This is a genomic window from Rhodococcus qingshengii JCM 15477, from assembly GCF_023221595.1.
GTDB lineage: Bacteria > Actinomycetota > Actinomycetes > Mycobacteriales > Mycobacteriaceae > Rhodococcus_F > Rhodococcus_F qingshengii.
This window is the reverse complement of sequence record NZ_CP096563.1, coordinates 4,725,772-4,748,319: the sequence shown is the minus strand read 5'-3', so window position 1 is coordinate 4,748,319 and position 22,548 is coordinate 4,725,772. Positions and strand designations below refer to the sequence as shown.

General features: G+C 64.0%; 20 protein-coding genes. 11 read left to right on the top strand and 9 right to left on the bottom strand.

What is annotated here, in order from left to right; translation table 11 throughout:
- Positions 1-2 precede the first annotated feature (2 nt).
- Positions 3-1,025, bottom strand: a complete 1,023-nt coding sequence (locus M0639_RS21595) for a M23 family metallopeptidase (protein WP_054828357.1) — start codon at positions 1,023-1,025, stop codon at positions 3-5.
- Between the two features lie 232 nt (positions 1,026-1,257).
- On the opposite strand from M0639_RS21595, the gene M0639_RS21590 reads away from it, so the two are divergent.
- The 3 genes from M0639_RS21590 to sucD all read left to right on the top strand — a co-directional run bounded on the left by M0639_RS21590 (position 1,258) and on the right by sucD (position 5,366).
- The gene (locus M0639_RS21590; protein ID WP_231915111.1) at positions 1,258-3,099 is read left to right on the top strand and encodes a hypothetical protein; all 1,842 of its coding nucleotides are present in this window, start codon (positions 1,258-1,260) and stop codon (positions 3,097-3,099) included.
- A gap of 179 nt (positions 3,100-3,278) precedes the next feature.
- Positions 3,279-4,448, top strand: a complete 1,170-nt coding sequence (gene sucC / locus M0639_RS21585; RefSeq protein WP_003946426.1) for an ADP-forming succinate--CoA ligase subunit beta — start codon at positions 3,279-3,281, stop codon at positions 4,446-4,448.
- 15 nt (positions 4,449-4,463) lie between these two features.
- Entirely contained in the window at positions 4,464-5,366 is a 903-nt protein-coding gene (gene sucD, locus M0639_RS21580; RefSeq protein ID WP_003946432.1) for a succinate--CoA ligase subunit alpha, read from the top strand.
- Between the two features lie 42 nt (positions 5,367-5,408).
- On the opposite strand, the gene M0639_RS21575 is transcribed toward sucD, so the two are convergent.
- The gene (locus M0639_RS21575) at positions 5,409-6,044 is read right to left on the bottom strand and encodes an IMPACT family protein (RefSeq protein WP_058037877.1); all 636 of its coding nucleotides are present in this window, start codon (positions 6,042-6,044) and stop codon (positions 5,409-5,411) included.
- Positions 6,045-6,130: 86 nt separating this feature from the next.
- On the opposite strand from M0639_RS21575, the gene M0639_RS21570 reads away from it, so the two are divergent.
- The 4 genes from M0639_RS21570 to purH all read left to right on the top strand — a co-directional run bounded on the left by M0639_RS21570 (position 6,131) and on the right by purH (position 11,106).
- Positions 6,131-7,174: a DUF5336 domain-containing protein gene (locus M0639_RS21570; protein ID WP_064074026.1), complete on the top strand. Its 1,044-nt coding sequence runs from the start codon at positions 6,131-6,133 to the stop codon at positions 7,172-7,174.
- A 121-nt stretch (positions 7,175-7,295) separates the two neighbouring features.
- Positions 7,296-8,828, top strand: a complete 1,533-nt coding sequence (locus tag M0639_RS21565) for a cell division protein PerM (RefSeq protein ID WP_064074027.1) — start codon at positions 7,296-7,298, stop codon at positions 8,826-8,828.
- Positions 8,829-8,834: 6 nt separating this feature from the next.
- Positions 8,835-9,554, top strand: coding sequence for a phosphoribosylglycinamide formyltransferase (purN, locus tag M0639_RS21560; protein WP_030534875.1), 720 nt, complete (start codon positions 8,835-8,837; stop codon positions 9,552-9,554).
- Positions 9,547-11,106 (top strand): bifunctional phosphoribosylaminoimidazolecarboxamide formyltransferase/IMP cyclohydrolase, encoded by a 1,560-nt coding sequence (gene purH, locus M0639_RS21555; RefSeq protein WP_064074028.1) that lies wholly within the window; start codon positions 9,547-9,549, stop codon positions 11,104-11,106. The genes purN and purH overlap by 8 nt, the downstream gene beginning before the upstream one ends.
- Positions 11,107-11,182: 76 nt before the next feature.
- Here purH and M0639_RS21550 read toward each other — a convergent pair whose 3' ends face one another.
- The 3 genes from M0639_RS21550 to M0639_RS21540 all read right to left on the bottom strand — a co-directional run bounded on the left by M0639_RS21550 (position 11,183) and on the right by M0639_RS21540 (position 13,424).
- On the bottom strand, positions 11,183-11,404 hold the full coding sequence (locus M0639_RS21550; protein WP_003946391.1) for a hypothetical protein: 222 nt from the start codon (positions 11,402-11,404) through the stop codon (positions 11,183-11,185).
- Positions 11,405-11,855: 451 nt separating this feature from the next.
- Positions 11,856-12,824 (bottom strand): alpha/beta hydrolase family protein, encoded by a 969-nt coding sequence (locus M0639_RS21545; protein ID WP_054828129.1) that lies wholly within the window; start codon positions 12,822-12,824, stop codon positions 11,856-11,858.
- A gap of 27 nt (positions 12,825-12,851) precedes the next feature.
- A complete protein-coding gene (locus M0639_RS21540; protein ID WP_007727593.1) occupies positions 12,852-13,424 on the bottom strand; it encodes a DUF4126 domain-containing protein in 573 nt (190 codons plus the stop codon).
- A gap of 85 nt (positions 13,425-13,509) precedes the next feature.
- On the opposite strand from M0639_RS21540, the gene M0639_RS21535 reads away from it, so the two are divergent.
- The 3 genes from M0639_RS21535 to M0639_RS21525 are packed head-to-tail and all read left to right on the top strand — an operon-like array spanning position 13,510 to position 17,304.
- On the top strand, positions 13,510-13,926 hold the full coding sequence (locus M0639_RS21535) for a VOC family protein (protein ID WP_003946398.1): 417 nt from the start codon (positions 13,510-13,512) through the stop codon (positions 13,924-13,926).
- Positions 13,927-13,980: 54 nt separating this feature from the next.
- The gene (locus M0639_RS21530) at positions 13,981-15,357 is read left to right on the top strand and encodes an ATP-binding protein (protein ID WP_156525016.1); all 1,377 of its coding nucleotides are present in this window, start codon (positions 13,981-13,983) and stop codon (positions 15,355-15,357) included.
- 9 nt (positions 15,358-15,366) lie between these two features.
- On the top strand, positions 15,367-17,304 hold the full coding sequence (locus tag M0639_RS21525) for a VWA domain-containing protein (RefSeq protein ID WP_058226066.1): 1,938 nt from the start codon (positions 15,367-15,369) through the stop codon (positions 17,302-17,304).
- Positions 17,305-17,315: 11 nt separating this feature from the next.
- On the opposite strand, the gene M0639_RS21520 is transcribed toward M0639_RS21525, so the two are convergent.
- Positions 17,316-18,341, bottom strand: a complete 1,026-nt coding sequence (locus M0639_RS21520) for an agmatine deiminase family protein (protein ID WP_042921315.1) — start codon at positions 18,339-18,341, stop codon at positions 17,316-17,318.
- Positions 18,338-19,285 (bottom strand): nitrilase-related carbon-nitrogen hydrolase, encoded by a 948-nt coding sequence (locus tag M0639_RS21515; RefSeq protein WP_003946411.1) that lies wholly within the window; start codon positions 19,283-19,285, stop codon positions 18,338-18,340. The genes M0639_RS21520 and M0639_RS21515 overlap by 4 nt, the downstream gene beginning before the upstream one ends.
- Before the next feature lie 149 nt (positions 19,286-19,434).
- Between M0639_RS21515 and M0639_RS21510 the strand changes: the two genes are divergently transcribed.
- A complete protein-coding gene (locus tag M0639_RS21510) occupies positions 19,435-20,052 on the top strand; it encodes a TetR/AcrR family transcriptional regulator C-terminal domain-containing protein (protein WP_064074029.1) in 618 nt (205 codons plus the stop codon).
- Here the strand turns inward: M0639_RS21510 and M0639_RS21505 are convergent.
- On the bottom strand, positions 20,049-21,575 hold the full coding sequence (locus M0639_RS21505; protein ID WP_007727566.1) for an APC family permease: 1,527 nt from the start codon (positions 21,573-21,575) through the stop codon (positions 20,049-20,051). The two genes, M0639_RS21510 and M0639_RS21505, sit on opposite strands and share 4 nt — an antisense overlap.
- Complete coding sequence (locus tag M0639_RS21500) at positions 21,572-22,471, bottom strand: universal stress protein (RefSeq protein WP_064074030.1); 900 nt, start codon at positions 22,469-22,471, stop codon at positions 21,572-21,574. The genes M0639_RS21505 and M0639_RS21500 overlap by 4 nt, the downstream gene beginning before the upstream one ends.
- Positions 22,472-22,548 lie beyond the last annotated feature (77 nt).

The window sequence follows — 22,548 nt, the reverse complement described above, 5'->3', positions numbered from 1 at the left end:
GATCAGTCCTGCTCGACGCCGAGGCTGATGCCGCGTGAGGCGAGCCAGGGGAGGGGATCGATCTTGTTCTCGCCGGCGAGATGAACCTCGAAGTGAAGGTGCGGGCCGGTGGAGAAGCCGCGGTTGCCGACAGTGGCGATCTGGTCGCCGGCCATGACCTGCTGACCAACCGTGACGGTGGACGTGTCGATGTGGCCGTAGACGGTGATCGTTCCGTCTGCGTGCTGTAGGCGTACCCACATGCCGAACCCGGAAGCCGGACCTGAATCGATGACCTTGCCGTCGGCGACGGCGACGATGGGCGTCCCGATCGGGGCGGCGATGTCGACGCCGGCGTGCAGGGTGCCCCAGCGGGTGCCGAAGTTGGACGTGAACGTGCCCACTGCCGGCAGGACGAACAGCGGGCGACGGGCAGCGGCTTCGCGTGCTGCGCGCTCGTCACTGAAACGCTGGCCCTTGGCAAGCAGGTTGCTGAACTGGGAGAGGTCGGTCGGCGCTGCGACGTTGAGGACCTGCGGAGCGTCGGCCTCGGTGGTGGCTGCCGTGGAGGTGGCCGGAGCGAACTGAGCGGCCTGCGGTTCTGCGGTGGTACCGATCGCGGAGGACTCGTTGGCGAGTGCAACTTCCGAGTGGTCGGCGGCAGAAGAGGAACCGTCGTTGACAACTGCCTGGCCCGCGGCGACAACCGCGCCGGCTGCAACTGCCAGAACGGCGGCGCGGCCCTTGAGAGCGGAGGGAGGGGTGGGGAGTCGGTGAGCACCGCTGCGGCGAACCGGAGATTCGACATCGACTGTCGGTGCGGAGGTGGCGTAAGTGGGGGTGCTGATCACGTCGGACTCGACGAACTCGTGAGAGTCGGAATCTGACGACGTGGAGGATGAATTTCGAGTGAACATATCGGTAGAGATCTCAGAACTTTTGGTCTCGGTGTAACGCCTGGCCGAGTGCGTTGGATAAGTGGTCGTGACCTCGTCTGGAGCTGAGTTCGAGAACCTACTAGCGGTGAACTGGCTGCGGTGATGCATATGCCGGTTCTCTCCTCGAGTTCGTGATCAGCCCGTGACTTAGACCGACTGACGGTAACGAAATGATTGCGATGGGCGCAAGCCGTAGCGGAAACCTGTCCGATTATGTGACGTGCCTCACAGCTTGACCTGGGAATATGTCGATCCGGGCAAAACGGACGAATCATCTCGTTTCGTGATCACGCGTGTCACAACCGGATCACCGGTCCATTCAGGCACTACCGTCGATCGAGTGTCCACAACACCTGGAACTACGTCGCAGGCGCGTTTCGACGACCCCGGAGTGAAGTCAGGGGCGCCACTCGCGGCGGTAATCGGACTGCTCGGTGCCGTCGGAGTGGCAGCCAGTCCCGTCGTCGGAGTCGGGAGTGGCCGCGGGGTCGACACGACGGGGGCTCTTGCTTCCGCCGCTCTCTTCGCTGCCGTCTGCACGATCGTCGTGCCGCTGGTTGCGGTGCTCACCTCAGGGCGCAGGCCCGCCTTCGCAGGCGGACTCCTGGCAGGTATCGGCGCGGTGTCCCTCGGCGCGGCGATCCTCGACGTTCAGTTGTTCGTCGACGCAATCGATGCAAACCGCTTGGACCTTTTCCGTCCGATTTCGGCGGGTTCGATCGATGCGGGTCCGGGCGCTTATCTCGCGCTCGCGGGCCACGGACTTCTTGTGGCGTCTGGTGTCCTCGGCTTCATGGTCGTCCATCGTGAATCGGAGCGGGACGGATACGGCAGCGCTCGCGCCGCGGAATTCGACGGGCGATCGGTTGGCGGGCGGATCGGTGGGTGGCCGACAGCGCTGCTGATTCTGGCCGCGGTGGTGTTCGTGCTCTCCCTGTTCGGTCCTTCCTTCAGTTCGCAGGATCCGATCTTTCTGGTCAAACCGCTCGTCGACTCGGCGGCGGCCACCGCCGTCGGTACGGGATTGGTCGGCGTCGCGGTACTCGTTGCGGTCGCGGCGGCATTGACGTCCATCTCGCTACCGGTGGGCTGCGGCGCCCTGATCGGTGTCGGTCTCGGCGCACTCGCAGTCAGTGGAACCAGGGTGATGGCTGGGTTCGCGGCCGGCGATCGGATCGGCGTCGGTTCGGGATCGGTGGTCGGGGCACTGGCCGCCGTGGTCATCGCCGTGATCGGAGTTTCAGCTCCCTACCTCGCTTCCAGGCGTGAAACAGATGCGATTCCCGCTGAAAGTGTGGTTCGCGCACCCGCGAAGACGACAAAGGGTGCGCTGAAAGCGGCGATGGTGGCTCAGTCCCGGGCGGCGCAAGCGCGGGTGAACAGACTTCACCGCGTTGCCGGTATCGGCGCAGTTGTCACCGCAGCAGTGGCAGCCCTGGGGGTGGCACTTCCGGTCCTGTCGTTGCCGGAGAACATCCCCGAACCGTCCATGCTCTCGTCTCGAGTTGTCCTGCTCGCGGCTGCTGTACTGCTGGTCGCCGGTCTGGGCTTGTTCGCCCCGGGCCGCGCCGCGGTGGTGCGGCCGGCCGTCGGCGTGTTGTGGACCACGGTCGTGATGGGAGTCGCCGCTGTCATGCAGTCGGCTGTCATCGCCACGGACGTACCGGGCGTCGGGTTGGGGGCCGGCGCCTTCGTGCTCTGCGGCGCGGCTTTCCTCGCTGCGGCGACGGGACTGCTCGTCTGGCTGGCGGGAAGCGCCGAGCGTGAGGATGTCGACACGTCGGTAGGTGGCGGTTCGAGAGGGCTGGTGCTTCTCGTCGGTGGGATCGGCGCCGTCGCTGTCCTGATCGGAACCGCGCTTCCCCTCTATCAGGGCGACGCCTATGCGGCGGCCTCAGTTCTGGAGTGGCCGTGGGGAATTGACGTCTGGGGTCAACTGCTCGTCGGCGTCACCGTCGTGATCGCCGCTGTGATCGCAGCGTCCGCGCGGCCGTCGCGGGGCGCGGCATTGCTGATCGGATCTGCCGTGGCAGCTCTGGTGTACGTCGGTGAGTGGCCACTCACGTCATCGCGCATATCGGACGCAACCGTGGGGGTGGGTGCGATCACAGCGGCCACGGGCATAGTGTTGCTTCTCGTTGCAGCGTTCTCGAGCGCAAGAATCAGTGAGACTGATGCTTGACAAATTCGGTGTGGCCACCTTGCCGAATCGGTGAGGCGTGCCTCATCGGGCAATTGCGCGTGACTTGGGCCACATAGCATCAATGCGGGCGCAAACCGAACGCGGCAACTGGTTAAAGTCCAGAACAGACCCGCTCCTACCCCTCGAGCGGGTGACAACGCAGACGAGACGGTGAGCAGATGGATCTCTTCGAATACCAGGCGAAGGAACTCTTCGCCAAGCACGGAGTGCCGACTTCGGCTGGACGTGTTACAGACACAGTCGCCGGCGCACGCGAGATTGCCGAAGAAATCGGTAAGCCCGTGATGGTGAAGGCACAGGTCAAGGTAGGCGGCCGCGGCAAGGCCGGTGGCGTCAAGTACTCGCCCGACGTGGATGCCGCAGTGGCAAACGCCGAGGCAATCCTGGGCCTGGACATCAAGGGCCATGTCGTCAAGAAGCTGCTGGTCGCAGAGGCAAGTGACATTGCCGAGGAGTACTACATCTCCTTCCTGCTCGACCGCACCAACCGCACCTACCTGGCCATGTGCTCGGTAGAGGGTGGCGTCGAGATCGAGGTCACCGCCGAGGAGAACCCCGACGCTCTCGCCAAGATCCCCGTCGACGCAGTCAAGGGCGTCGACCTCGCGTTCGCGCGCAGCATCGCCGAGGCAGGAAAGCTGCCCGCAGAGGTGCTCGACGCAGCGGCCGTGACGATCCAGAAGCTGTGGGAGGTCTTCATCGGCGAAGACGCACTCCTCGTCGAGGTCAACCCCCTCGTTCGTACGCCTGACGATCAGATCCTCGCCCTCGACGGCAAGGTCACCCTCGACGAGAACGCAGCGTTCCGTCAGCCCGGCCACGAGGCATTCGAGGATCGCGACGCTACCGATCCCCTCGAGCTCAAGGCCAAGGAAAACGACCTCAACTACGTCAAGCTCGACGGTGAGGTCGGAATCATCGGCAACGGCGCAGGCCTGGTCATGTCCACGCTGGACGTCGTCGCATACGCCGGCGAGAACCACGGTGGCGTCAAGCCCGCCAACTTCCTCGACATCGGCGGCGGAGCTTCCGCTGCAGTCATGGCTGCCGGCCTGGATGTCATCCTCAACGATGCACAGGTCAAGAGCGTGTTCGTCAACGTCTTCGGCGGCATCACCGCGTGTGACGCAGTTGCCAACGGCATCGTCGGCGCACTGAAGACCCTGGGTGACGAGGCCAACAAGCCGCTCGTCGTTCGCCTGGACGGAAACAACGTCGAAGAGGGTCGTCGCATCCTCGCCGAGGCCAACCACCCGCTGGTCACGGTCGTCGCAACCATGGACGAGGCCGCCGACAAGGCCGCCGAACTCGCTCACGCAGCGAAGTAAGGGACTCACAGAACAATGGCAATCTTCCTCACCAAGGATTCAAAGGTCATCGTCCAGGGCATCACCGGCGGCGAGGGCACCAAGCACACCGCTCTGATGCTCAAGGCCGGCACCCAGGTCGTCGGCGGCGTCAACGCTCGCAAGGCCGGCACCACGGTCTCGCACGTTGCAGCTGACGGTTCCCCTGTCGAGCTCCCCGTCTTCGCGACGGTCGAAGAGGCAATCAAGGAGACCGGCGCAGACGTCTCCATCGCATTCGTTCCCCCGGCCTTCTCGAAGGACGCCATCGTCGAGGCCATCGACGCGGAGATCCCGCTCCTCGTGGTCATCACCGAGGGCATCCCGGTTCAGGACTCCGCTTACGCTTGGGCGTACAACGAGTCCAAGGGCAAGAAGACGCGCATCATCGGACCGAACTGCCCCGGCATCATCACCCCGGGTGAGGCCCTCGTCGGCATCACGCCCGCCAACATTGCAGGCACCGGCCCCATCGGCCTGGTCTCCAAGTCGGGCACCCTGACCTACCAGATGATGTACGAACTCCGTGACTTCGGCTTCTCCACCGCCATCGGCATCGGCGGCGACCCGGTCATCGGAACCACCCACATCGACGCCATCGAGGCGTTCGAGAAGGATCCCGAGACCAAGGTCATCGTGATGATCGGTGAAATCGGTGGCGACGCGGAAGAGCGTGCAGCCGATTACATCAAGGCCAACGTCACCAAGCCGGTCGTCGGCTACGTGGCAGGCTTCACCGCTCCCGAAGGCAAGACCATGGGCCACGCCGGCGCCATCGTCTCCGGTTCCTCGGGAACTGCTCAGGCAAAGCAGGAAGCTCTCGAAGCTGCAGGCGTGAAGGTCGGCAAGACGCCGTCCGCCACCGCTGCTCTCGCTCGCGAGATTCTTCAGTCCCTGTAAGGGGCTTCGCACCCGTGCGTGGTTAGGGAGTCTCCGGACTCCTTAACCACGCACAGTGGTATCGACCCACATCGACCCGGCAGGTTCCAACTGCCCCGCACCGGATGTGATGGATGCGACGATCGAATCGAGATCGTCGGCGTCACCGGCGGCGAGCGTCATCACCGCCTTCGATCCATACGTAGTTCCGAGCACCGAGACGCCCCGCGCTCTCAGCTCCGCTTCCACCCGACCGGCCTCTGAGTGCCGGATCGCCAAAGTGCGCAGGATCTTTCTCTCCCTGGCCACAAGCTCGGCCGAATCGAGAGCCACCGAGACCGCTCCCGAATATGCGCGGACCAATCCACCGGCGCCGAGCTTGATTCCGCCGAAATAGCGCGTGACGACAACAATCACATCGACCAGATCTCGAGACTTGAGAACTTGAAGCATCGGCACCCCGGCAGTGCCGCCCGGTTCACCGTCGTCGTGTGCACGTTCGACGCGTGAGTTCGCCTCGTATCCGATCACGAAAGCCGAACAATGATGGCGCGCATCGGGATACAGCGATTTCTGCTCCGCGACGAACTCCGTGGCGGCTTCGGCGTCGTCTACTCGGTGAAGCGCGGCGATGAATCGTGAGTGCTTCACCTCGGTTTCGACGACGTGGTCGGCGCCGGGCGCGAGGGTGAAGGGCATCTGCCCATTGTCTCCTGTCGGTGTTAGCGTGCGAAGTCGAGACACATACGCTGGTAACCATCGAAGACCGTCTACGAGGAGAAGTCATGACGTTCACGCCGCAAGGGCCCAGCTTCGGGCCACCGAATCAGCCGGCAGCGGGCGGTGGAACCAAGAATCTCGGATTCATCCTGCTCATCGCCGTCGCGGCACTCGGCCTGATCAATTTCCTGCTCGGTTTTGCGCCCTTCACGTCGATCAGTGGAAGCAGCAGCGGCATCGGTAGCGGCCTGGATACCAGTTCGAGTTTCTTCGAATCGAGCATCTACGGCCTCGGATTCGTTTTCGCCGGCGGTGTGGTTGCAGGCGTCTCGCTGCTCCCGAAGCAGTCGTATGCAGGCATTGCCGCAGCGCTCACCCTCACGGGTTTCTTCGCTTTGGTGTTCGCCGCGTTCTCCGTCGGTACCAGCGACTACGTCGACATCAGCCTCGGTTGGGGCCTGATCATCGTGCTGATCCTCTCGTTCGTGCAGACCGTCGTCGCAGTCGCCGCGTTGTTGTTCGAGATCGGAATCCTGAAGGCGCCCGCGCCCCGACCGGTAGCTCAGCAGTACGGTCAGCAGCAGCCTTACGGCCAGGCGCCGGGGCAGGCGCCAGGTCAGCCACAGGGATACGGACAGGCTCAGTACGGCCAGCCTCAGCAGGCTCAGCAGCCGGGCCAGTACCAGCAGAATCCGCAGTACGGGCAGGCGCAGCAGCAGGGATACGGGGGAGCGCACGCCGCCCCCGTCGACCCGACCGCTTCGCAGCCGCCTTACGGCCAGACTGCGTCTCCCTACGGGCAGAACCCGGTGCAAAATCCCGGACAGACCGACTCGTCGGCCGCGACGACGTCGTCTTACTATCCGCTGACCTCTCAGCCCGGTGGCCAGCCGAACCCGAGTTACTCGTCGGATCAGTTCACCGCTCCACGCGGTTACGGCCAGCCGTACAACCAGCAGCAGACTGGCTCGACCGAGCAGCCGACGGGCTTCGAGCCGCCTACCTTCGAAGCGCCGACGCCGTCTGCGGAACCTGACCAGGGCAGCAGCGATTCCGCGGCCGAGACCAAGGTCTTCGGCTCGCAGAACCCCGACGAGCGTCAGCAGTAGTACTTCTTCGTTTCACGAACATGAATGTGGCCTCCGACCCGCTGCGGGTGGAGGCCACATTCCGTGAGCCCGACGGCGCGCCTGAGTGCGCGGCGCACTGTCGAGTGAAACCCTCGAGGGGATGAGTTCTTTGATTGATGGCACCCGGTCCCGTCCCACGTCCTCACGACCCGGACGTGGTCGTACTGGCAGCGGCCGCGTCGGCGGCGGTCGCCCGGGACCGAACCCGGACCTGGCGCGCAAGCTGCTGACCGTCGCCTTCCGACCGTCGGGCCTGACGCTGCTGCTGATCGCGGCTGTCGTCGTGGTCACTTTGGTATCGGCGAGCAGCGACCTGACCGGAACCTTCGGCGCCATTGCCACCACCTGGTTGGTCATCCACCAGGTGCCGGCGACTATCAGCGGCGTCCAACTCGGTGTACTGCCATTGCTTCCGACGGCCGTCATGATGTGGGTGGTCGCACGCCGATGCGCGTCGACTGCGGTGCACACCGACTCCCGTGACGACACCCTCCGCCTGGTGGGGGCGGCGGTAGCCGGGCCGTTGACTATCACGGCAATCGCTCTCGCCGTTGTCGCCGACGCCTCCGCGGCAATTCCGCTGTCGAGCCCCAACACGTTGGCCGCTTTCGGCTGGGTCGCCGGGATTCACCTGATCGCCGCGTCCGTCGGTGTTGCTGCTGCGCACTGGGATCGCGTCGTCGCCGAGATTCCGCCGTGGGCATCTGCCGCTGTTCGTCCGGCCGCGGCCGCGTCGGCAGCGCTGCTGGCTGCGGGCGCCGTGGCCGTCGTGGTGTCGCTACTCGTGTCGTGGTCGACGGTCGGTGACCTACTCGCACGCGGCAACGGGTTTGTCGGCGTACTGGGATTGACGGTGTTGTCGCTGCTCTACCTGCCGAACCTCGTGGTCGGTGCAGCCGCGGTGATGACGGGATCGACGGCCGATTTCGGAAACGTCTCCATCAGCGTGTTCGGCAACATCGGTGGAGATCTGCCACCCTTGCCCCTTCTCGGAGCGGTTCCGGAAGGCGTCGCCGGCGGAATCTGGCCGGTGCTGTTGATCGTTCCGGCTGCGGTGGGTGTGATGCTCGGCCGTGATTGCGCTCGACGCATCGCCGGGCAGGACAGTGTGCTCGCAGTGCTGACGGCAGCTGCCGGTGCCGGCGTCGTCATGGCTCTGCTTGCCCTTGCTGCGGGGGGAGACCTCGGGCAGTTCGGCACCGTCGAGGTCCTGTGGTGGGGCTTCGGTCTTCTGACTTTTGCGTGGCTGGGATTGTTCGGAACCGTCTCGGCGCTGTTCGCGATGTGGTTCTCACACCGCGGACACATGAAGGACGAGGTTGCGCCGCCGACGGCTGAACCGGCTCGAGAATCCGAGCCCGAACTTGCGATCACGGCCGCGGCCACAACGGATGGCGAGGACGACGAAAACGCCGACGAAGTGCTCGCCCAGGAATCTGCGGTGGTAGTGACCAAGGTCGTCGAAGCCGAAATTGTCGAAGAATCAGGCGAACCCGTGCAGGTAGTGACAGAGGAAACCGTCGAGATCGAAGTAGTCGACGCGGAGGTTGTCGCGGCACCCGAGGCGGACCCCACAGCCGGGGCCGAGCCGGAGACCGACCTGCCCTCGAAGCCGCAGGAGTCCAGCGACTAGGCTGTCATGCGGCCGATACTCCGGCCGCATCATCTTCCAGTTCTCAGGAGTAGTGCGCTGACTGCCTCGGCCGACAATCCGCAGCCGACAATGCCCGACAGGGTCCAATTTCGCGACTCTGTCGCGCGGGTAGTCGTACTCGCTTCCGGCGCGGGAACCCTGCTGACTTCGCTGATCGACGCTTCGCATGCCGAGGGATACCCCGCCGAGATCGTTGCCGTCGGTGTAGATCGTGACTGCCTCGCCGCCGAGCACGCTGCGGATTCGAAGATCCCGTCCTTCAAGGTCTCGATCAAGACCTACGAAAATCGTGCCGCCTGGGACGAGGCGCTGACAGCAGCAGTGGCCGAGTACGAACCCGATCTCGTGGTCAGTGCAGGCTTCATGAAAATCCTCGGCCCCAGCTTTCTCGAGCGTTTCGGCGGCCGAATCATCAACACTCATCCCGCGTTGCTGCCTGCCTTTCCCGGCGCGCACGCGGTTCCCGACGCTCTGGCGTACGGCGTGAAGGTCACCGGTTCCACGGTGCATCTCGTCGACGGCGGAGTTGATACCGGGCCGATCTTGGCGCAGGAAGCTGTGCCGGTGCATGACGACGACACCGAGTCTTCGTTGCATGAACGCATCAAAATTGTGGAGCGACGGTTGTTGGCGGACGTCATCGCCGCTGTTGCTACGCGCGGAGTGGTTTCCGATGGACGAAAGGCCGTGATCCCCAGTGAGTGAACGCAAGGCTGTGCGCCGTGCACTTGTCAGCGTCTACGACAAGAGTGGTCTGATCGAGCTGGCCACGGGCCTGCACGAGGCCGGTGTCGAGTTGGTCTCGACCGGTTCGACCGCGTCGAAGATCGCCGACGCCGGAATCCCCGTGACCCCGGTCGAGGCTCTGACCGGATTCCCGGAATGCCTCGAAGGCCGTGTGAAGACGCTGCATCCGCGCGTCCACGCCGGCGTTCTCGCCGATACCCGCAAGCCGGATCACCTCGCTCAGCTCGAGGAACTCGGCATCGCGACCTTCGAATTGGTTGTCGTGAACCTGTACCCCTTCACCGAGACGGTTGCCTCGGGCGCTAGCCCGGACGAGTGCGTCGAGCAGATCGACATCGGCGGCCCGTCGATGGTGCGTGCTGCAGCCAAGAACCATCCGTCGGTTGCCGTCGTGGTCGATCCGGCTCGGTACGCCGACGTCCTGACTGCCGTTGCCGGTGGCGGATTCACCTTGCGTGAGCGCACTGTGCTTGCGGCGCAGGCTTTCCAGCACACTGCGTCGTACGACGTCGCTGTTGCGAGCTGGATGACGAGCACGATCGCCGCTGACGAAGACGGTTCGCTGTTCCCGGCCTGGGTCGGTGCTACCTGGAACCGCAGCGCTGTTCTTCGCTACGGCGAGAACCCGCAGCAGGACGCTGCGCTGTACGAAAACCCGGCTGCGCCTGCAGGTTTGGCTCAGGCGGAGCAGTTGCACGGCAAGGAGATGTCGTACAACAACTACACGGACTCCGACGCAGCGTGGCGCGCAGCGTACGACTTCACTGATCCGGCCGTCGCAATCATCAAGCACGCCAACCCGTGTGGCATCGCCATCGGCACCGACATCGCCGACGCCCACCGCAAGGCGCATGCATGCGATCCGGTCAGTGCTTTCGGTGGTGTGATCGCTGCCAACCGCGAGGTCACCGTCGAACTGGCCGAGCAGATCGCCGACATCTTCACCGAGGTCGTCATCGCGCCCTCGTACGAAGACGGAGCTGTCGAGGTTCTGCAGCGTAAGAAGAACATTCGTGTTCTGAAGGCAGCCGCTCCGACCGCTACCGGAATCGAACTGCGTCCGATCTCCGGCGGTACGTTGCTCCAGCAGCGCGACGTCCTGGACGCCGACGGCGACAACCCGGCCAACTGGACCCTCGCCAACGGTGAGGCTGCCGATGCCGAGACTCTCGCTGACCTCGAATTTGCTTGGCGCGCCAGCCGTTCGGTGAAGTCCAACGCGATCCTGCTGGCCTCCGGCGGCGCGTCCGTCGGCGTCGGTATGGGCCAGGTCAACCGCGTCGATGCAGCGCATCTGGCTGTTCAGCGAGCCGGTGACCGCGTCGTAGGTTCGGTTGCAGCTTCGGACGCGTTCTTCCCGTTCCCTGACGGTCTGCAGGTGCTGCTCAATGCCGGCGTCAAGGCTGTTGTGCAGCCGGGTGGTTCGGTTCGCGACAACGAAGTGATTGCCGCAGCCAAGGAAGCCGGTGTCACTCTCTATCTGACCGGTGCGCGCCACTTCGCGCACTGACCCCTGCGTCGGTAGCGGGCCTCGACTCCTCAACGGGAGTTCGGGGCCCGTTCTGCATTCAGGCCGCCCGGGTCTTTCAGGCGGCGCTGCTGTGGGTGCCCTGGAGTTCGCGCGGTGAGCCGGTGATGACGACGCGTGAGGCTCCGCGACTGCGGATCTCGCTGATCAATGCGCCGAGGGTAGCTTCGTGGGCCGCATCGGAGTGTGAAAGATCCAGGGTGACGGCGTATCCGGTGAGGTCACCGGGCAGATCGACATACGGCGGCGCGATGGACAGTTGGTTGACTCGAAGTTTCATGTGGTGCTCCTGCGTGTGAAAGGTAAAAGAAAAGGCACCCGAGGCGTTTGCCCTGGGTGCCCGAGAACGAATCCGGTGAAACTGGGGATCATTCTCGGGGTACACCGCGCTTGTTGCCCATGTGCTTGGCCGACATTGCGGCCGAAAAAATGTGCTTGTCTGCGGTGCAGCTGCGCCACGAAGGTACGGATACGACGTGCGGGTGTAGCGACATGATGTCCGTTCCTTTCTGTGTGGCGTTGCTGGTTAATGGATGACCGTACAGCACGGATCGAGGGTTCGCACCAATAAAAAGCGCCGCGAACGTAAACTCCGGGTGACTTCTGTCCCCGGGCTCGCTGGATTGAAAGAGTCTGCGTTGCAGGTCAGGCGTAGAAAGCAGAATTCCCTCCGCGATGGTTCGCGGAGGGAACTTTCTACCTGAAAAAGAGGACGTTCGGTCTGTACGTGATCAGGAGAACGAACGGACCCACGCTGTGAAGGGCTCCGAGAACTCTGCCGAGTACGGAAGCGGCGCGACGTAGTCGGCACCGGTGGACTGTTCGTCGCCGATGTCCTTGAGTACGAAGTTGGCGTTGCGCATCCGCACGGAAGTCAGCGCTGTATGGGAGAGCGCGGCGTCGAGTGCCGCGACATCGGCGGGAATGACTTGGATGTCCTTGTCCGAGCAGCTCGTGAGAACGGGCATGCCCGCCGGTAGCGCCGCCACGAGCGCAACCGGGTCCAATGCGTCTTCCTCGGCGAGTGCCTTGGCATTGGCGTGTACGAGTCCCGCATTCTGCAGCGGCTCGGGCAGGTCATCCGGAACAGTGCCCTCGGATCGCAGCGACTCGACGGCATCGGCGAGCGCGACGCGCAGTTCGTCAGCCAGTTCGACCGGCAACTGACCGGCGCCGACGACGGCGTCGAGCTGGCGGTGAATCTGCGTCGTGAGTAGATCGAGAAGTCTGACGCTCAGTGGCTCGAGCAGTGCGAGGGCGCTGACTCTCGTGCCCTCTTTCGCGGTGGCGAGAGCCAGTGCGACTACGGCGCCGTCGCTGTGTCCCACCACGAACAAGCGCTCGGGATCGACGCCGGGTTGCCCGGCGAGGTAGTCCAGTCCGTCGGAGGCGGCGTCGACAAAAGTGTTGAAGCCGAGATCGGCGATGTCCTCGATGTCGTAGTCACCGAGGGCGGTTTCGCCACTGCCGAGCTTGTCGTAACGCAGGCTTGAAATCCCTTGTTTTTCAAGAAGATCCGCGATGAACCGCAGAGTTCCGATGTCGCCTTCGAGGAGGGCGCTGTCGCCGTTGCGATCGGTGGGGCCGCTGCCGGCCAGAATCAGCGCGGCCGGGGCAGGGGCGTCGGGTGAGGCGGCCAGGCGAAGACTCCCGTACAGGGTGACGTCGCCGGATTGGAACGAGATCTCGGTGTCGGACATGACGACTTGTCTACCAGGTCGGTGCGGTCAGGCGGTGCGCAGACTCCGGACACGACGCCAGCCACGCCAGCTGAACCACAAGAGCGCGGCGAGCAGGGGAATGATCAGGAGCGGCAAGATCATCGCGATCAAGGAGGTGAAGAAAGTCAGCACATCCTCGATGACGGAAACGACGGGATTTGCCAGCCCACCGGTAGTGGCCGTACTGACCGCGCGAGTGCCGGTCTGCGCGGCGCTGAACGTCAACGCCGTCGGCGCTCCGACGATGATGCCCGCCAACGCGGCCATCGCAGGGTCGAGATGGCTGAAGGCCGCCCAGGCCGCGATCACTCCGGCGATCGGTCCGGTGACGTTCCCGATCACCGAGAGTGCGTTGTCCACGAACGGAATGAGGTCGGCACCCAGTTCGACCACCGCGGCGATTGCCAATGCGACCAGCGCGCCGGTCGATCCGATCCACCGCATCGACTCGCCGACGGTGATCCCGAACAGCTCGAAGTGGACGGCAGCGCTGAGCATCAGCAGCGGCAGGAAGGTTCGCATTCCGGACGCTGCGGCGAGTCCGAGGCCGAGCATGGCCGGCAACACCCAGGTATCCATGGGTGGAGTTTAGGTCTACTGTGCGCCTTTATTAACCGCCGGCGGTTAATAAAGGCGCACAGCAAAGTCTCGGAAAGGACCTTTCATGGCGACAAACCCGCAGCCGATGTTCTTCCTCAACCTGCCCGTCAAGGACCTCGGCAAGGCCACCACCTTCTACGAGGGCCTCGGATACTCCAAGAACACGCAGTTCTCCGACGAGAATGCGTCGTCGATGGTCATCAGTGACACCATCGTTGTGATGCTGTTGGCCGAGCCCTTCTTCAAGACCTTCACCACCAAGGGCATCGCCGACACCTCGACGTCGACGGAAGCGCTGCTCGGTCTCTCGGCCGAGACCCGTGAGGCCGTCGACGCCCTCGTCGACAAGGCGCTCGAGACCGGCGGTTCCGAAGGTAACGCGACTCAGGATCACGGCTTCATGTACAGCCGCAGCTTCCAGGATCCCGACGGCCACATCTGGGAAATCATCTGGATGAATCCCGAGAACATCGAAGGCTGAGCGACCGAACTTCCTCGGCGAGAGGCGAAACCCCGAAAACACTCGTAGCGTGGAGTGGTGACTGTCGCAAAAACCCTCGGAGAGCTACGCGCCTCCGGACACGTACAGCGAAGTGTCAAGGAAGAACTACGAGAGAATCTTCTCGCCGCGTTGCGGGACGGCCGTGACCCCTGGCCCGGGATAGTCGGGTTCGAGGACACGGTCGCCCCGCAACTCGAGCGGGCGCTGATCGCCGGCCACGACGTGGTTCTGCTCGGCGAACGAGGTCAGGGAAAGACGAGGCTGCTTCGCACTCTCGGGCTCCTGCTCGACGAGTGGACGCCCGTCATCGAAGGCTCGGAACTGGGGGAGCACCCGTACGAGCCGATCACCCCGGCTTCGATACGTCGAGCCAAGGAACTGGGCGACGACCTCCCGATCGCCTGGCGCCACCGCAGCGAGCGGTACTCCGAGAAGTTGGCGACGCCGGATACCTCGGTCGCCGACCTGATCGGCGACGTCGATCCGGTCAAGGTTGCCGAAGGCCGGAGCCTCGGCGATCCGGAGACCATTCACTTCGGCCTCGTGCCTCGCGCGCATCGCGGAATCGTGGCCATCAACGAGCTCCCCGACCTCGCCGAACGCATCCAGGTCTCTTTGCTCAACGTGATGGAAGAGCGGGACATCCAGGTCCGCGGGTACACGCTTCGGCTTCCGTTGGACGTTCTTCTGGTCGCGAGCGCCAACCCCGAGGACTACACCAACCGCGGGCGCATCATCACACCACTCAAGGACCGCTTCGGCGCCGAGATCCGCACTCACTACCCCGTCGAGCTGGCGGGCGAGATCGCGGTGATCGAGCAGGAGGCGCACGTGGCCGCGGAGGTGCCCGACTACCTTCTCGAAATTCTTGCCAGATTCACTCGCCTGCTCCGCGAATCCACCTCGGTGGACCAGCGATCGGGTGTGTCGGCACGCTTTGCCGTCGCCGGCGCGGAAACCGTCAGTGCCGCCGCGGTACGACGGGCAGCGGTGCTCGGCGAAGCCGATCCTGTTGCACGGCCCGTCGATCTCGAGTCCGTGGTCGAGGTTCTTCGCGGCAAGGTCGAGTTCGAATCCGGTGAAGAGGGACGGGAACTGGAGGTGCTCGAGCACCTGCTGCGTCGCGCGACCGCCGATACGGTTCGGGTACGTCTCGGCGGGATCGACCTGGGGATGCTGGTTGCTGCGGTGGAGATGGGCAACACGATCGTCACCGGTGAATCTGTCACGGCCAAGGCATTTCTCGACGAGCTTCCGGACCTCGAGGTCCTGGACGAAGTAGCCGAACGTCTCGGTGCGCAATCCGACGGCGAGCGTGCCGCCGGTGCCGAACTTGCCCTCGAAGGGCTTTACCTCGCGCGCCGGATCTCCAAAGATCAAGGCCCGGGCGGCCGCTCGGTATATTCGTAAGGGGCAGTGATGATCCACAATCCGCGGTACGGGCCTTACGACGGTGGTCCCGATCCGCTCGCGCCTCCCGTGGATCTGCGCGAGGCCCTGGCAGCAATCGGCGACGACGTGTTGTCGGGCACGTCGCCGCGCCATGCCCTCCGAGAGCTCCTGCGCCGAGGCAACCGGGACATGCGCGGGCTCGACGACCTTGCTGCCCAGGCGAACCGGCGCCGACGTGAGTTGCTACGCCGCAACAATCTCGACGGAACGCTCGACGAGGTTCGTAAGCTTCTCGACAAGGCGGTGCTCGAAGAGCGCAAAGAACTGGCACGTGCTCTCGACGACGACGCACGATTCAACGAAATGCGGATCGAGGAGTTACCGCCGTCGACAGCTCAGGCCGTGCAAGATCTGGCCGACTACAACTGGCGCAGCGAACAGGCTCGCGCGGATTACGAGAAGATTCGTGATCTGCTCGGACGTGAGGTTCTCGATCAACGCTTCTCGGGAATGAAGCAGGCACTCGAGGGCGCCACCGACGAGGATCGTGAGCAGATACGCCAGATGCTGGCTGATCTGAATCAACTGCTCGACGCGCACTCTCGCGGCGTCGACACTGCGGAGCAGTTCGCGGAGTTCATGGACAAGCACGGGCAGTATTTCCCGGACAACCCGCGCAACGTCGAGGAACTTCTGGATTCTTTGGCGCAGCGCGCGGCGGCTGCACAACGATTGCGGAACTCGCTCTCGCAGGAGCAGCGTGACGAGTTGGATGCGTTGGCGCAGCAGGCGTTCGGTGATCCGAGCCTGATGAGTGAGCTGAGTCAACTCGACCAGTTCCTTCAGGCGGCTCGGCCGGGTGAGGACTGGGAAGGTTCGCAACAGTTCCGCGGCGACAACGGAATGGGGTTGGGTGAGGGGACCGGTGCCCTGCAGGACATCGCCGAGCTGGAATCCTTGGCGGATCAACTGTCGCAGCAATACGCGGGCGCGGCGCTCGACGACATCGACCCCGAGCTACTCGCGCGGCAACTCGGCGACGAAGCCGCCGCTGATGCTCGCACCCTGGCCGATCTCGAAAAGGCTTTGCAGGAACAGGGTTTCTTCGATCGTGCACCGGATGGTCAATGGCGCTTGTCGCCCAAAGCCATGCGACAGCTCGGACAGACTGCTCTGCGCGATGTCGCCGGGCAACTGTCGTCACGAACCGGTCAACGCGATACGCGTCGGGCCGGTGCGATGGGTGAACCGACCGGAGCGTCCCGCGAATGGGAATTCGGGGACACGGAACCGTGGGACGTCACGAGAACCATCACCAACGCCGTCCTGCGTGACCCGGGCCGAATGCCGGTGCGGCTGAGCGTCGTCGATGTCGAGGTGGCCGAAACCGAACAGCGCAGTCAGGCTGCGGTTGCTCTCCTGGTGGACACGTCGTTCTCGATGGTGATGGAAGATCGCTGGGTGCCGATGAAGCGCACCGCTCTGGCACTCAATCATCTGGTGAGTACGCGATTTCGCAGCGACGAACTCCAGTTGATCGCCTTCGGACGCCACGCGCACGTGCTGAGCCCGTCGGAGCTCGCTGGTTTGGACGGCGCGTGGGACCAGGGAACCAACCTGCACCACGCACTGTTGTTGGCGGCCAGGCATCTTCGACGCCACTCCAACGCACAGCCGGTGGTACTGATCGTCACCGACGGTGAGCCGACGGCTCATCTCGAAGCGGACGGAGAAGCCAGGTTCGACTACCCGCCGAGTGCGCGAACCCTCGGTTTGACGGTTCGAGCACTCGACGCGGTGGCCAGGCTGGGCGCCAAGGTCACGTTCTTCCGCCTCGGTGAGGATCCAGGTCTGGCCAGGGTGGTCGACCGGATGGCGCACCGGGTGGGTGGACGCGTCATCGCGCCGGACCTGGACGGCCTCGGCGCCGCGGTCGTGAGTGACTACATGCGAGGTCGCCGCTAATTCTGCCGCCGTCAGTCTTGTTCAGCGGGCTGGTGCTGGGTGATGCAGTGGATGCCGCCGCCACGTTCGAACAGCGGTCTGGCGTCGACGGTGACGACGGTGCGCCCGGGGTAGGCGGCCGCAAGGATCCGGGCCGCTTCGGCGTCGGCCGGATCGTCGAAGCTGCAGGCGATCACTCCGCGATTGACCACGAGATGGTTGATGTAGCTGTAGTCGACGAATCCCTCGTCGTCGCGCAGGATCTCGGGCGCAGGTACCCGAATGACCTTCCACGGCCGACCGCCGACGTCCGTCGAGCTTTCGAACAACTCGATGATCGTCTTGCTGACGGCGTAGTCGGGGTGCACCGGATTGCGTTGGTCATGGACGAGTACAACTCCGGGGGAAGAGATGGCAGCGACGATGTCGACGTGTCCGCGCGTTCCGTACGTCTCCTGATCGCGAGTCAATCCGCGGGGAAGCCAGATCACGTGCTTGGCGCCGATGGTGCGGGCGAGTTCGGCCTCGATGTCGGCCTTCGTCAGGTCGGGGTTTCGTCCCGGATCGAGTTGGACGGTGTCGGTGACCAAGACGGTGCCGAGACCGTCGACCGCAATACCGCCGCCCTCGTTGACGATTGGTGAGTCGATCAACTGGGCACCGGATTGTTCGACGACAAATGCGCCGATCTTCGAGTCCTTGTCCCACTGCGCCCAATCCTGTGCACCCCAGCCGTTGAACACCCAGTCGACTCCGCCGAGACGGCCTTCGTCGGACAGGACGAACGTCGGCCCGATGTCGCGCATCCACGCGTCGTTGAGAGGTGCCTCGACGATGTCGACCTTCTCGGACAGGTACTTTCGTGCTTCTTCGACTTCGGCGGGATCGACGACGACGGTGACCGGCTCGAATTCGGCGACGGCGTGGGCGACGGCCGCCCACGTCGAGCGCGCTTCGTGCTGCTCTTCCGCAGTGTCCCCGAGAGAGTATCCGGCGCTCGGGTACGCCATCCAGGTACGTTCGTGCGGCTCACTTTCCGCGGGCATGCGCCAGGTCATCGGTTGGCTCCTGCAGTGTTCACCGGTGCGGTCAGGGCCGAGTAGGTGTCGGGTCGGCGAGTGGCCAGGAACGGGAACAGCGCAAGCCAGTCTTCACGGTGCTGCAGGTCGAGATCTGCGACCAGGACGGCTGATTCGTCGCGCGGAGCCTGAACGAGGATGCGTCCGTACGGGTCCGAGATGAACGACGAACCGTAGAAGGTGATGAGACCTTCACTGCCGTGGCGATTGGGGACAACCATGAAAGTGCCGTTGGCGACACCGTTTCCGACGATCACTTGCTGCCACAGCGGTTGGGTGTCGAAGTTCGGGTGATCGGGTTCCGAGCCGATCGCCGTCGGGTACACCAGGACCTGGGCACCGGCGAGGGAGTATGCACGTGCGACCTCGGGGAACCACTCGTCCCAGCATGTCGGGAGTCCGAACTTGGCGCCGAGTGCCTCGTGAACGGGGTATGCGTCCTCGGACGGACCGCCGCGAAAGTACGTGTCCTCGTAGTACCCGGCCGTCACCGGAATGTGGAGCTTGCGGGTACGACCGAGAAGTTCACCCCCGGGCGAGACCAGGATCGCGGTGTTGAAGCCCAGGCCGTCCTCGGCGTCGCTGCGCTCGTACAACGACGCGTGAACGAGAACCTGGTTCTCCGCGGCGGCCTTGGTGGCGAAGGCGAAAGTGGGTCCGGTGAGCAGGTCTTCCGCCGCGCGTCCGGGATTGTCGCCGGCCGGGGTGGAGGCGGGGTAGCGGCTGAGCGTCAGCTCCGGAAGAAAGACCACGGAAGCGCCCAGCTTCGCTGCGGACGCAATGCCTTCGCTCAATTCAGCGTGGAGGTCGTCTTGGTCCTCGTGCCAGCGATGTTGGACGAGACCCACACGCAGAGGGGTGGACGTGGACGGCGAAGTCGCGGCCGGTGACTCGGGTGGGGTGAGGGCGGTGATCGTCAGCATGGGGTTTCCTCGGTGCTCGGGTATTCGACGTTCAACGTAAAACGAATGTGATTCGTTAAGTATGGTGGGTGAGCGCTGATTGATCAAGGACTTTCGAGGAATTGTTTTTTGCAGCGCCCCGAACGGTGTGGATCACTACAGGAGGACATATGCCGCGGCCATCGCAACGACTGCTCTCACCGGCGATCATCACCGAGGCAGCGATCGAGTCGGTGGACGAATCCGGCGACTTCACCATGCCGGGACTCGCCGCAAGACTGAAGGTTCGACCGTCCTCGCTCTACAACCACGTTTCCGGACGAGCCGAGATCGTCGAACTGATGAGGGCTAAGCTGATGGCAGGAATCGACGTCGAGTCGGCCTCGGGGACCTGGAGTGAGACCGTCGCGGCGCTGGCAGCCGAGTACCGGCGAAGCTACGCCGCGCATCCTCGTCTGATTCCGCTCTTCACGGCCCAGACGGTGCAGGCCGGTGTGGCGTTCACTCTGTACAACGCATTGGCGCAGGCATTTGACGATGGTGGCTTCGACCCGACCGAAACACTGCACGCGATCACGACCGTCGACAGTTTTGTTCTCGGTTCGGCCTTGGACCTGGCGGCGCCGGACGTCCAGTGGGCGTCGGGACCCGAAGCCAACGACGCGATGAAGGCGGCGTTGGCAACGTCCGGGAAAAATCCCGAACGTGCCGACGCCGCCTTCGAATTCGGCTTGCGCGTGTTGATGGCGGGCCTGATCGCGCAGGCCCCCGAATCTACTGTCTCCTAGGACACGCTGAGGTCGTTCTCGTCGCGCAGAGCCTCCGTGTCGCGGTTGAGGGTCTTGCCCTCGAAGAACTCGGGATTGCGCACTCGCATGACCATCATCAGGACCGCGCCGAGGATGAGGATTCCGAAGCCGAGGAAGAAGACCAGGCCGATTCCGCCGATGGATGCTCCGCTGGCATTGTCCGGATTCATACTCTCCTGGACCGAAATGACGAACACCGCAAGCAGCATGAGGCCACCGATGAGTGGGAACGCGAGCCGGAAGACGAAGTTTCGTACGCTCTCGAAAAGCGTCTTGCGGAAGTACCACACGCACGCGAATGCGGTGATGCCGTAATACCAGCAGATCATGATGCCGAGTGCGGCGATCGTGTCGAGCAGAGCACTTTCGGACAGGAACGTGACGACGCTGTAGAACACTGCGGTTACCGCGCCGGCCACGACGGTCGCGTACGACGGCACCAGGAACCGAGGCGAGACCTCGGCGAGCTTCTTGGGGAAAGCTCCGTATGCACCCATGGCGAGCATGGTTCGTGCCGCGGGCAGGAACGTGGTCTGCAGGCTGGCGACTGAAGAGACGAAGACCGCGAGGAACAGAAGCATTCCGCCCCAGTTGCCCAGGACCGGGTCGGCCAGAGCGCCGAAGACGTTCTCGGAGTTGTCGGGATTGCCGAGGCCGAGGCCTTCCTCGCCGACGCCGGCGTACATCATCGCGGCAACGGCGACCAGCAGGTAGGTCAGGAGAATGGTTGCGACACAGAGCAAACCGGCGCGGCCGGGGGTCTTCTTGGGGTTCTTCGACTCCTCGCCCAGCGTGAGACAGGTATCCCAGCCCCAGAACGCGAAGATCGATCCGGTGAGTCCGATGACAAACGCACCGATGGCGAGTCCGCTGAACGGGTTGAACCAACTCAGGTCGAAGGACAATCCGGCCGGGGCGTCGCCGGCGCCGACGTGAACCAGTGCAACGACGGCGAAGACGACCAGCAGCACCATCTGGAAGCCGACGAGCGCGAACTGTACGCGCTCGCTGGTCGTGATTCCCCGACTGGCAATCCAGGTGGCCAACGCGATGAATACCAGCGTGGTGCCGACGTTGACGAATTTATTGCCCGGCAGATCGGCGATCGACGGATTGTCGACCACCCGCGCGATGAACAGATAGAAGAAGTCGACGGCAATCGCAGCGAGGTTCGAGAGCACGATGATCGTGGCGATCACCATGCCCCAGCCGCACATCCAGCCGACGTACGGTCCGAATGCCTTGGTGGACCACGTGAATGACGCGCCGCAGTCAGGTGTGTCGGAGTTCAGTTCGCGGTACGCGTACGCGGTGAGGAACATCGGGATGAAGCCGGCGATGAAGATGGCGGGCATCTTGAGACCGACCGCAGCGACGATCAATCCGATGCTGGCCGTCAGGGTGTAACCCGGTGCCACGGAGGAGATTCCGAGCACCGCGCCGGAGATCATGCCGATCTTGCCGGTGGCGAGGCCTTTGGAACTCAGTTCGGTGCTGGTCATGACAGTGCCTCCGGCTGGGTGAATTCGTGCTTTGGCACTACGACCATGGGTACGGGCAGTACGCGCAGCATCTTGGCGGCGGTCGAGCCCAGGAACAGTTTGCGGGGCTGCGCGAGACGGCTGGAACCGACCATCACGAGGTCGCCGTCCTGCCAGTCCAGTTGACGCACTGCCGATTCCACGGTAGATCCGTCGGCAATGATGACCTCGATGGGGAACTCCGCGGGGAGCGCGGCTCTTGCGACGTCGAGTGTGTCCTGAGCGTGATTTCGTGCACGCTCCCTGGCCGACTCGGCGGTGTCGCGATGATCGCGCAGATCGTTCTGGGGGTCGAGCGCTACCAGTGAGACCAGTCGCAACGGAACCTGCATCAGTTCGCTGGCGCGCACGGCGGTGTTCAAGACGATGTCGGCGCCGACACGGGTGCCGAGTGCACAGGTGACCTCTCGTATCGCAGTGGCCGCCGAGTTCCGCGTTCCGCGAGGCGCCAGTGCTACCGGGACATGGGCGGAGTGAAGCAGTTCGGTCGAGACCGAACCTATCGCGTGACGGCCGAGCAAACCGTCGCCGGAAGCTCCCACCACGATCGCGAGCGCATTCAGTCGGTCCACTTCGTCGAGCAGGCCCTGAGCGAACGACTCGTGGAAGCTCAGGTGTACTTCCACCTGGATGTCCTCGGGCACCGACGCTTTCGCCTCGGCGAGCCAGTCGTGTGCACGCGCGGCGAGGATGTCGTCGTAGCCGGCTTCCGAGGGAACCTTGGCCGGCAGTGTCCGATCCGGTGGGAGGACCATGCAGATGTCGAGTTGCGCGCCGAGACTGCGCGCGAGCTGGGCCCCGAGGACCAGCCCGTCTTTACCGCTGGGTGTGGCGAGGTATCCGACGATAAGGCGCATGGTGGCTCTTTTCCGGATTGGAGGAATCTGCTGTGCGCCTTTATTAACCGCGGGGGGTTGATAAAGGCGCACAGCAG

Coding starts and splice junctions, on each gene's coding strand:
- sucD (WP_003946432.1), top strand. CDS start 4,464: ATGGCAATCTTCCTCACCAAGGATTCAAAGGTCATCGTCCAGGGCATC.
- M0639_RS21520 (WP_042921315.1), bottom strand. CDS start 18,341: ATGACCTGGCGCATGCCCGCGGAAAGTGAGCCGCACGAACGTACCTGG.
- M0639_RS21500 (WP_064074030.1), bottom strand. CDS start 22,471: ATGCGCCTTATCGTCGGATACCTCGCCACACCCAGCGGTAAAGACGGG.
- M0639_RS21575 (WP_058037877.1), bottom strand. CDS start 6,044: ATGCCCTTCACCCTCGCGCCCGGCGCCGACCACGTCGTCGAAACCGAG.
- M0639_RS21515 (WP_003946411.1), bottom strand. CDS start 19,285: ATGCTGACGATCACCGCCCTCACCCCACCCGAGTCACCGGCCGCGACT.
- M0639_RS21565 (WP_064074027.1), top strand. CDS start 7,296: ATGAGTTCTTTGATTGATGGCACCCGGTCCCGTCCCACGTCCTCACGA.
- purN (WP_030534875.1), top strand. CDS start 8,835: ATGCGGCCGATACTCCGGCCGCATCATCTTCCAGTTCTCAGGAGTAGT.
- M0639_RS21595 (WP_054828357.1), bottom strand. CDS start 1,025: ATGCATCACCGCAGCCAGTTCACCGCTAGTAGGTTCTCGAACTCAGCT.
- M0639_RS21525 (WP_058226066.1), top strand. CDS start 15,367: ATGATCCACAATCCGCGGTACGGGCCTTACGACGGTGGTCCCGATCCG.
- M0639_RS21535 (WP_003946398.1), top strand. CDS start 13,510: ATGGCGACAAACCCGCAGCCGATGTTCTTCCTCAACCTGCCCGTCAAG.
- M0639_RS21570 (WP_064074026.1), top strand. CDS start 6,131: ATGACGTTCACGCCGCAAGGGCCCAGCTTCGGGCCACCGAATCAGCCG.
- M0639_RS21550 (WP_003946391.1), bottom strand. CDS start 11,404: ATGAAACTTCGAGTCAACCAACTGTCCATCGCGCCGCCGTATGTCGAT.
- M0639_RS21510 (WP_064074029.1), top strand. CDS start 19,435: ATGCCGCGGCCATCGCAACGACTGCTCTCACCGGCGATCATCACCGAG.
- sucC (WP_003946426.1), top strand. CDS start 3,279: ATGGATCTCTTCGAATACCAGGCGAAGGAACTCTTCGCCAAGCACGGA.
- M0639_RS21505 (WP_007727566.1), bottom strand. CDS start 21,575: ATGACCAGCACCGAACTGAGTTCCAAAGGCCTCGCCACCGGCAAGATC.
- M0639_RS21540 (WP_007727593.1), bottom strand. CDS start 13,424: ATGGATACCTGGGTGTTGCCGGCCATGCTCGGCCTCGGACTCGCCGCA.
- M0639_RS21545 (WP_054828129.1), bottom strand. CDS start 12,824: ATGTCCGACACCGAGATCTCGTTCCAATCCGGCGACGTCACCCTGTAC.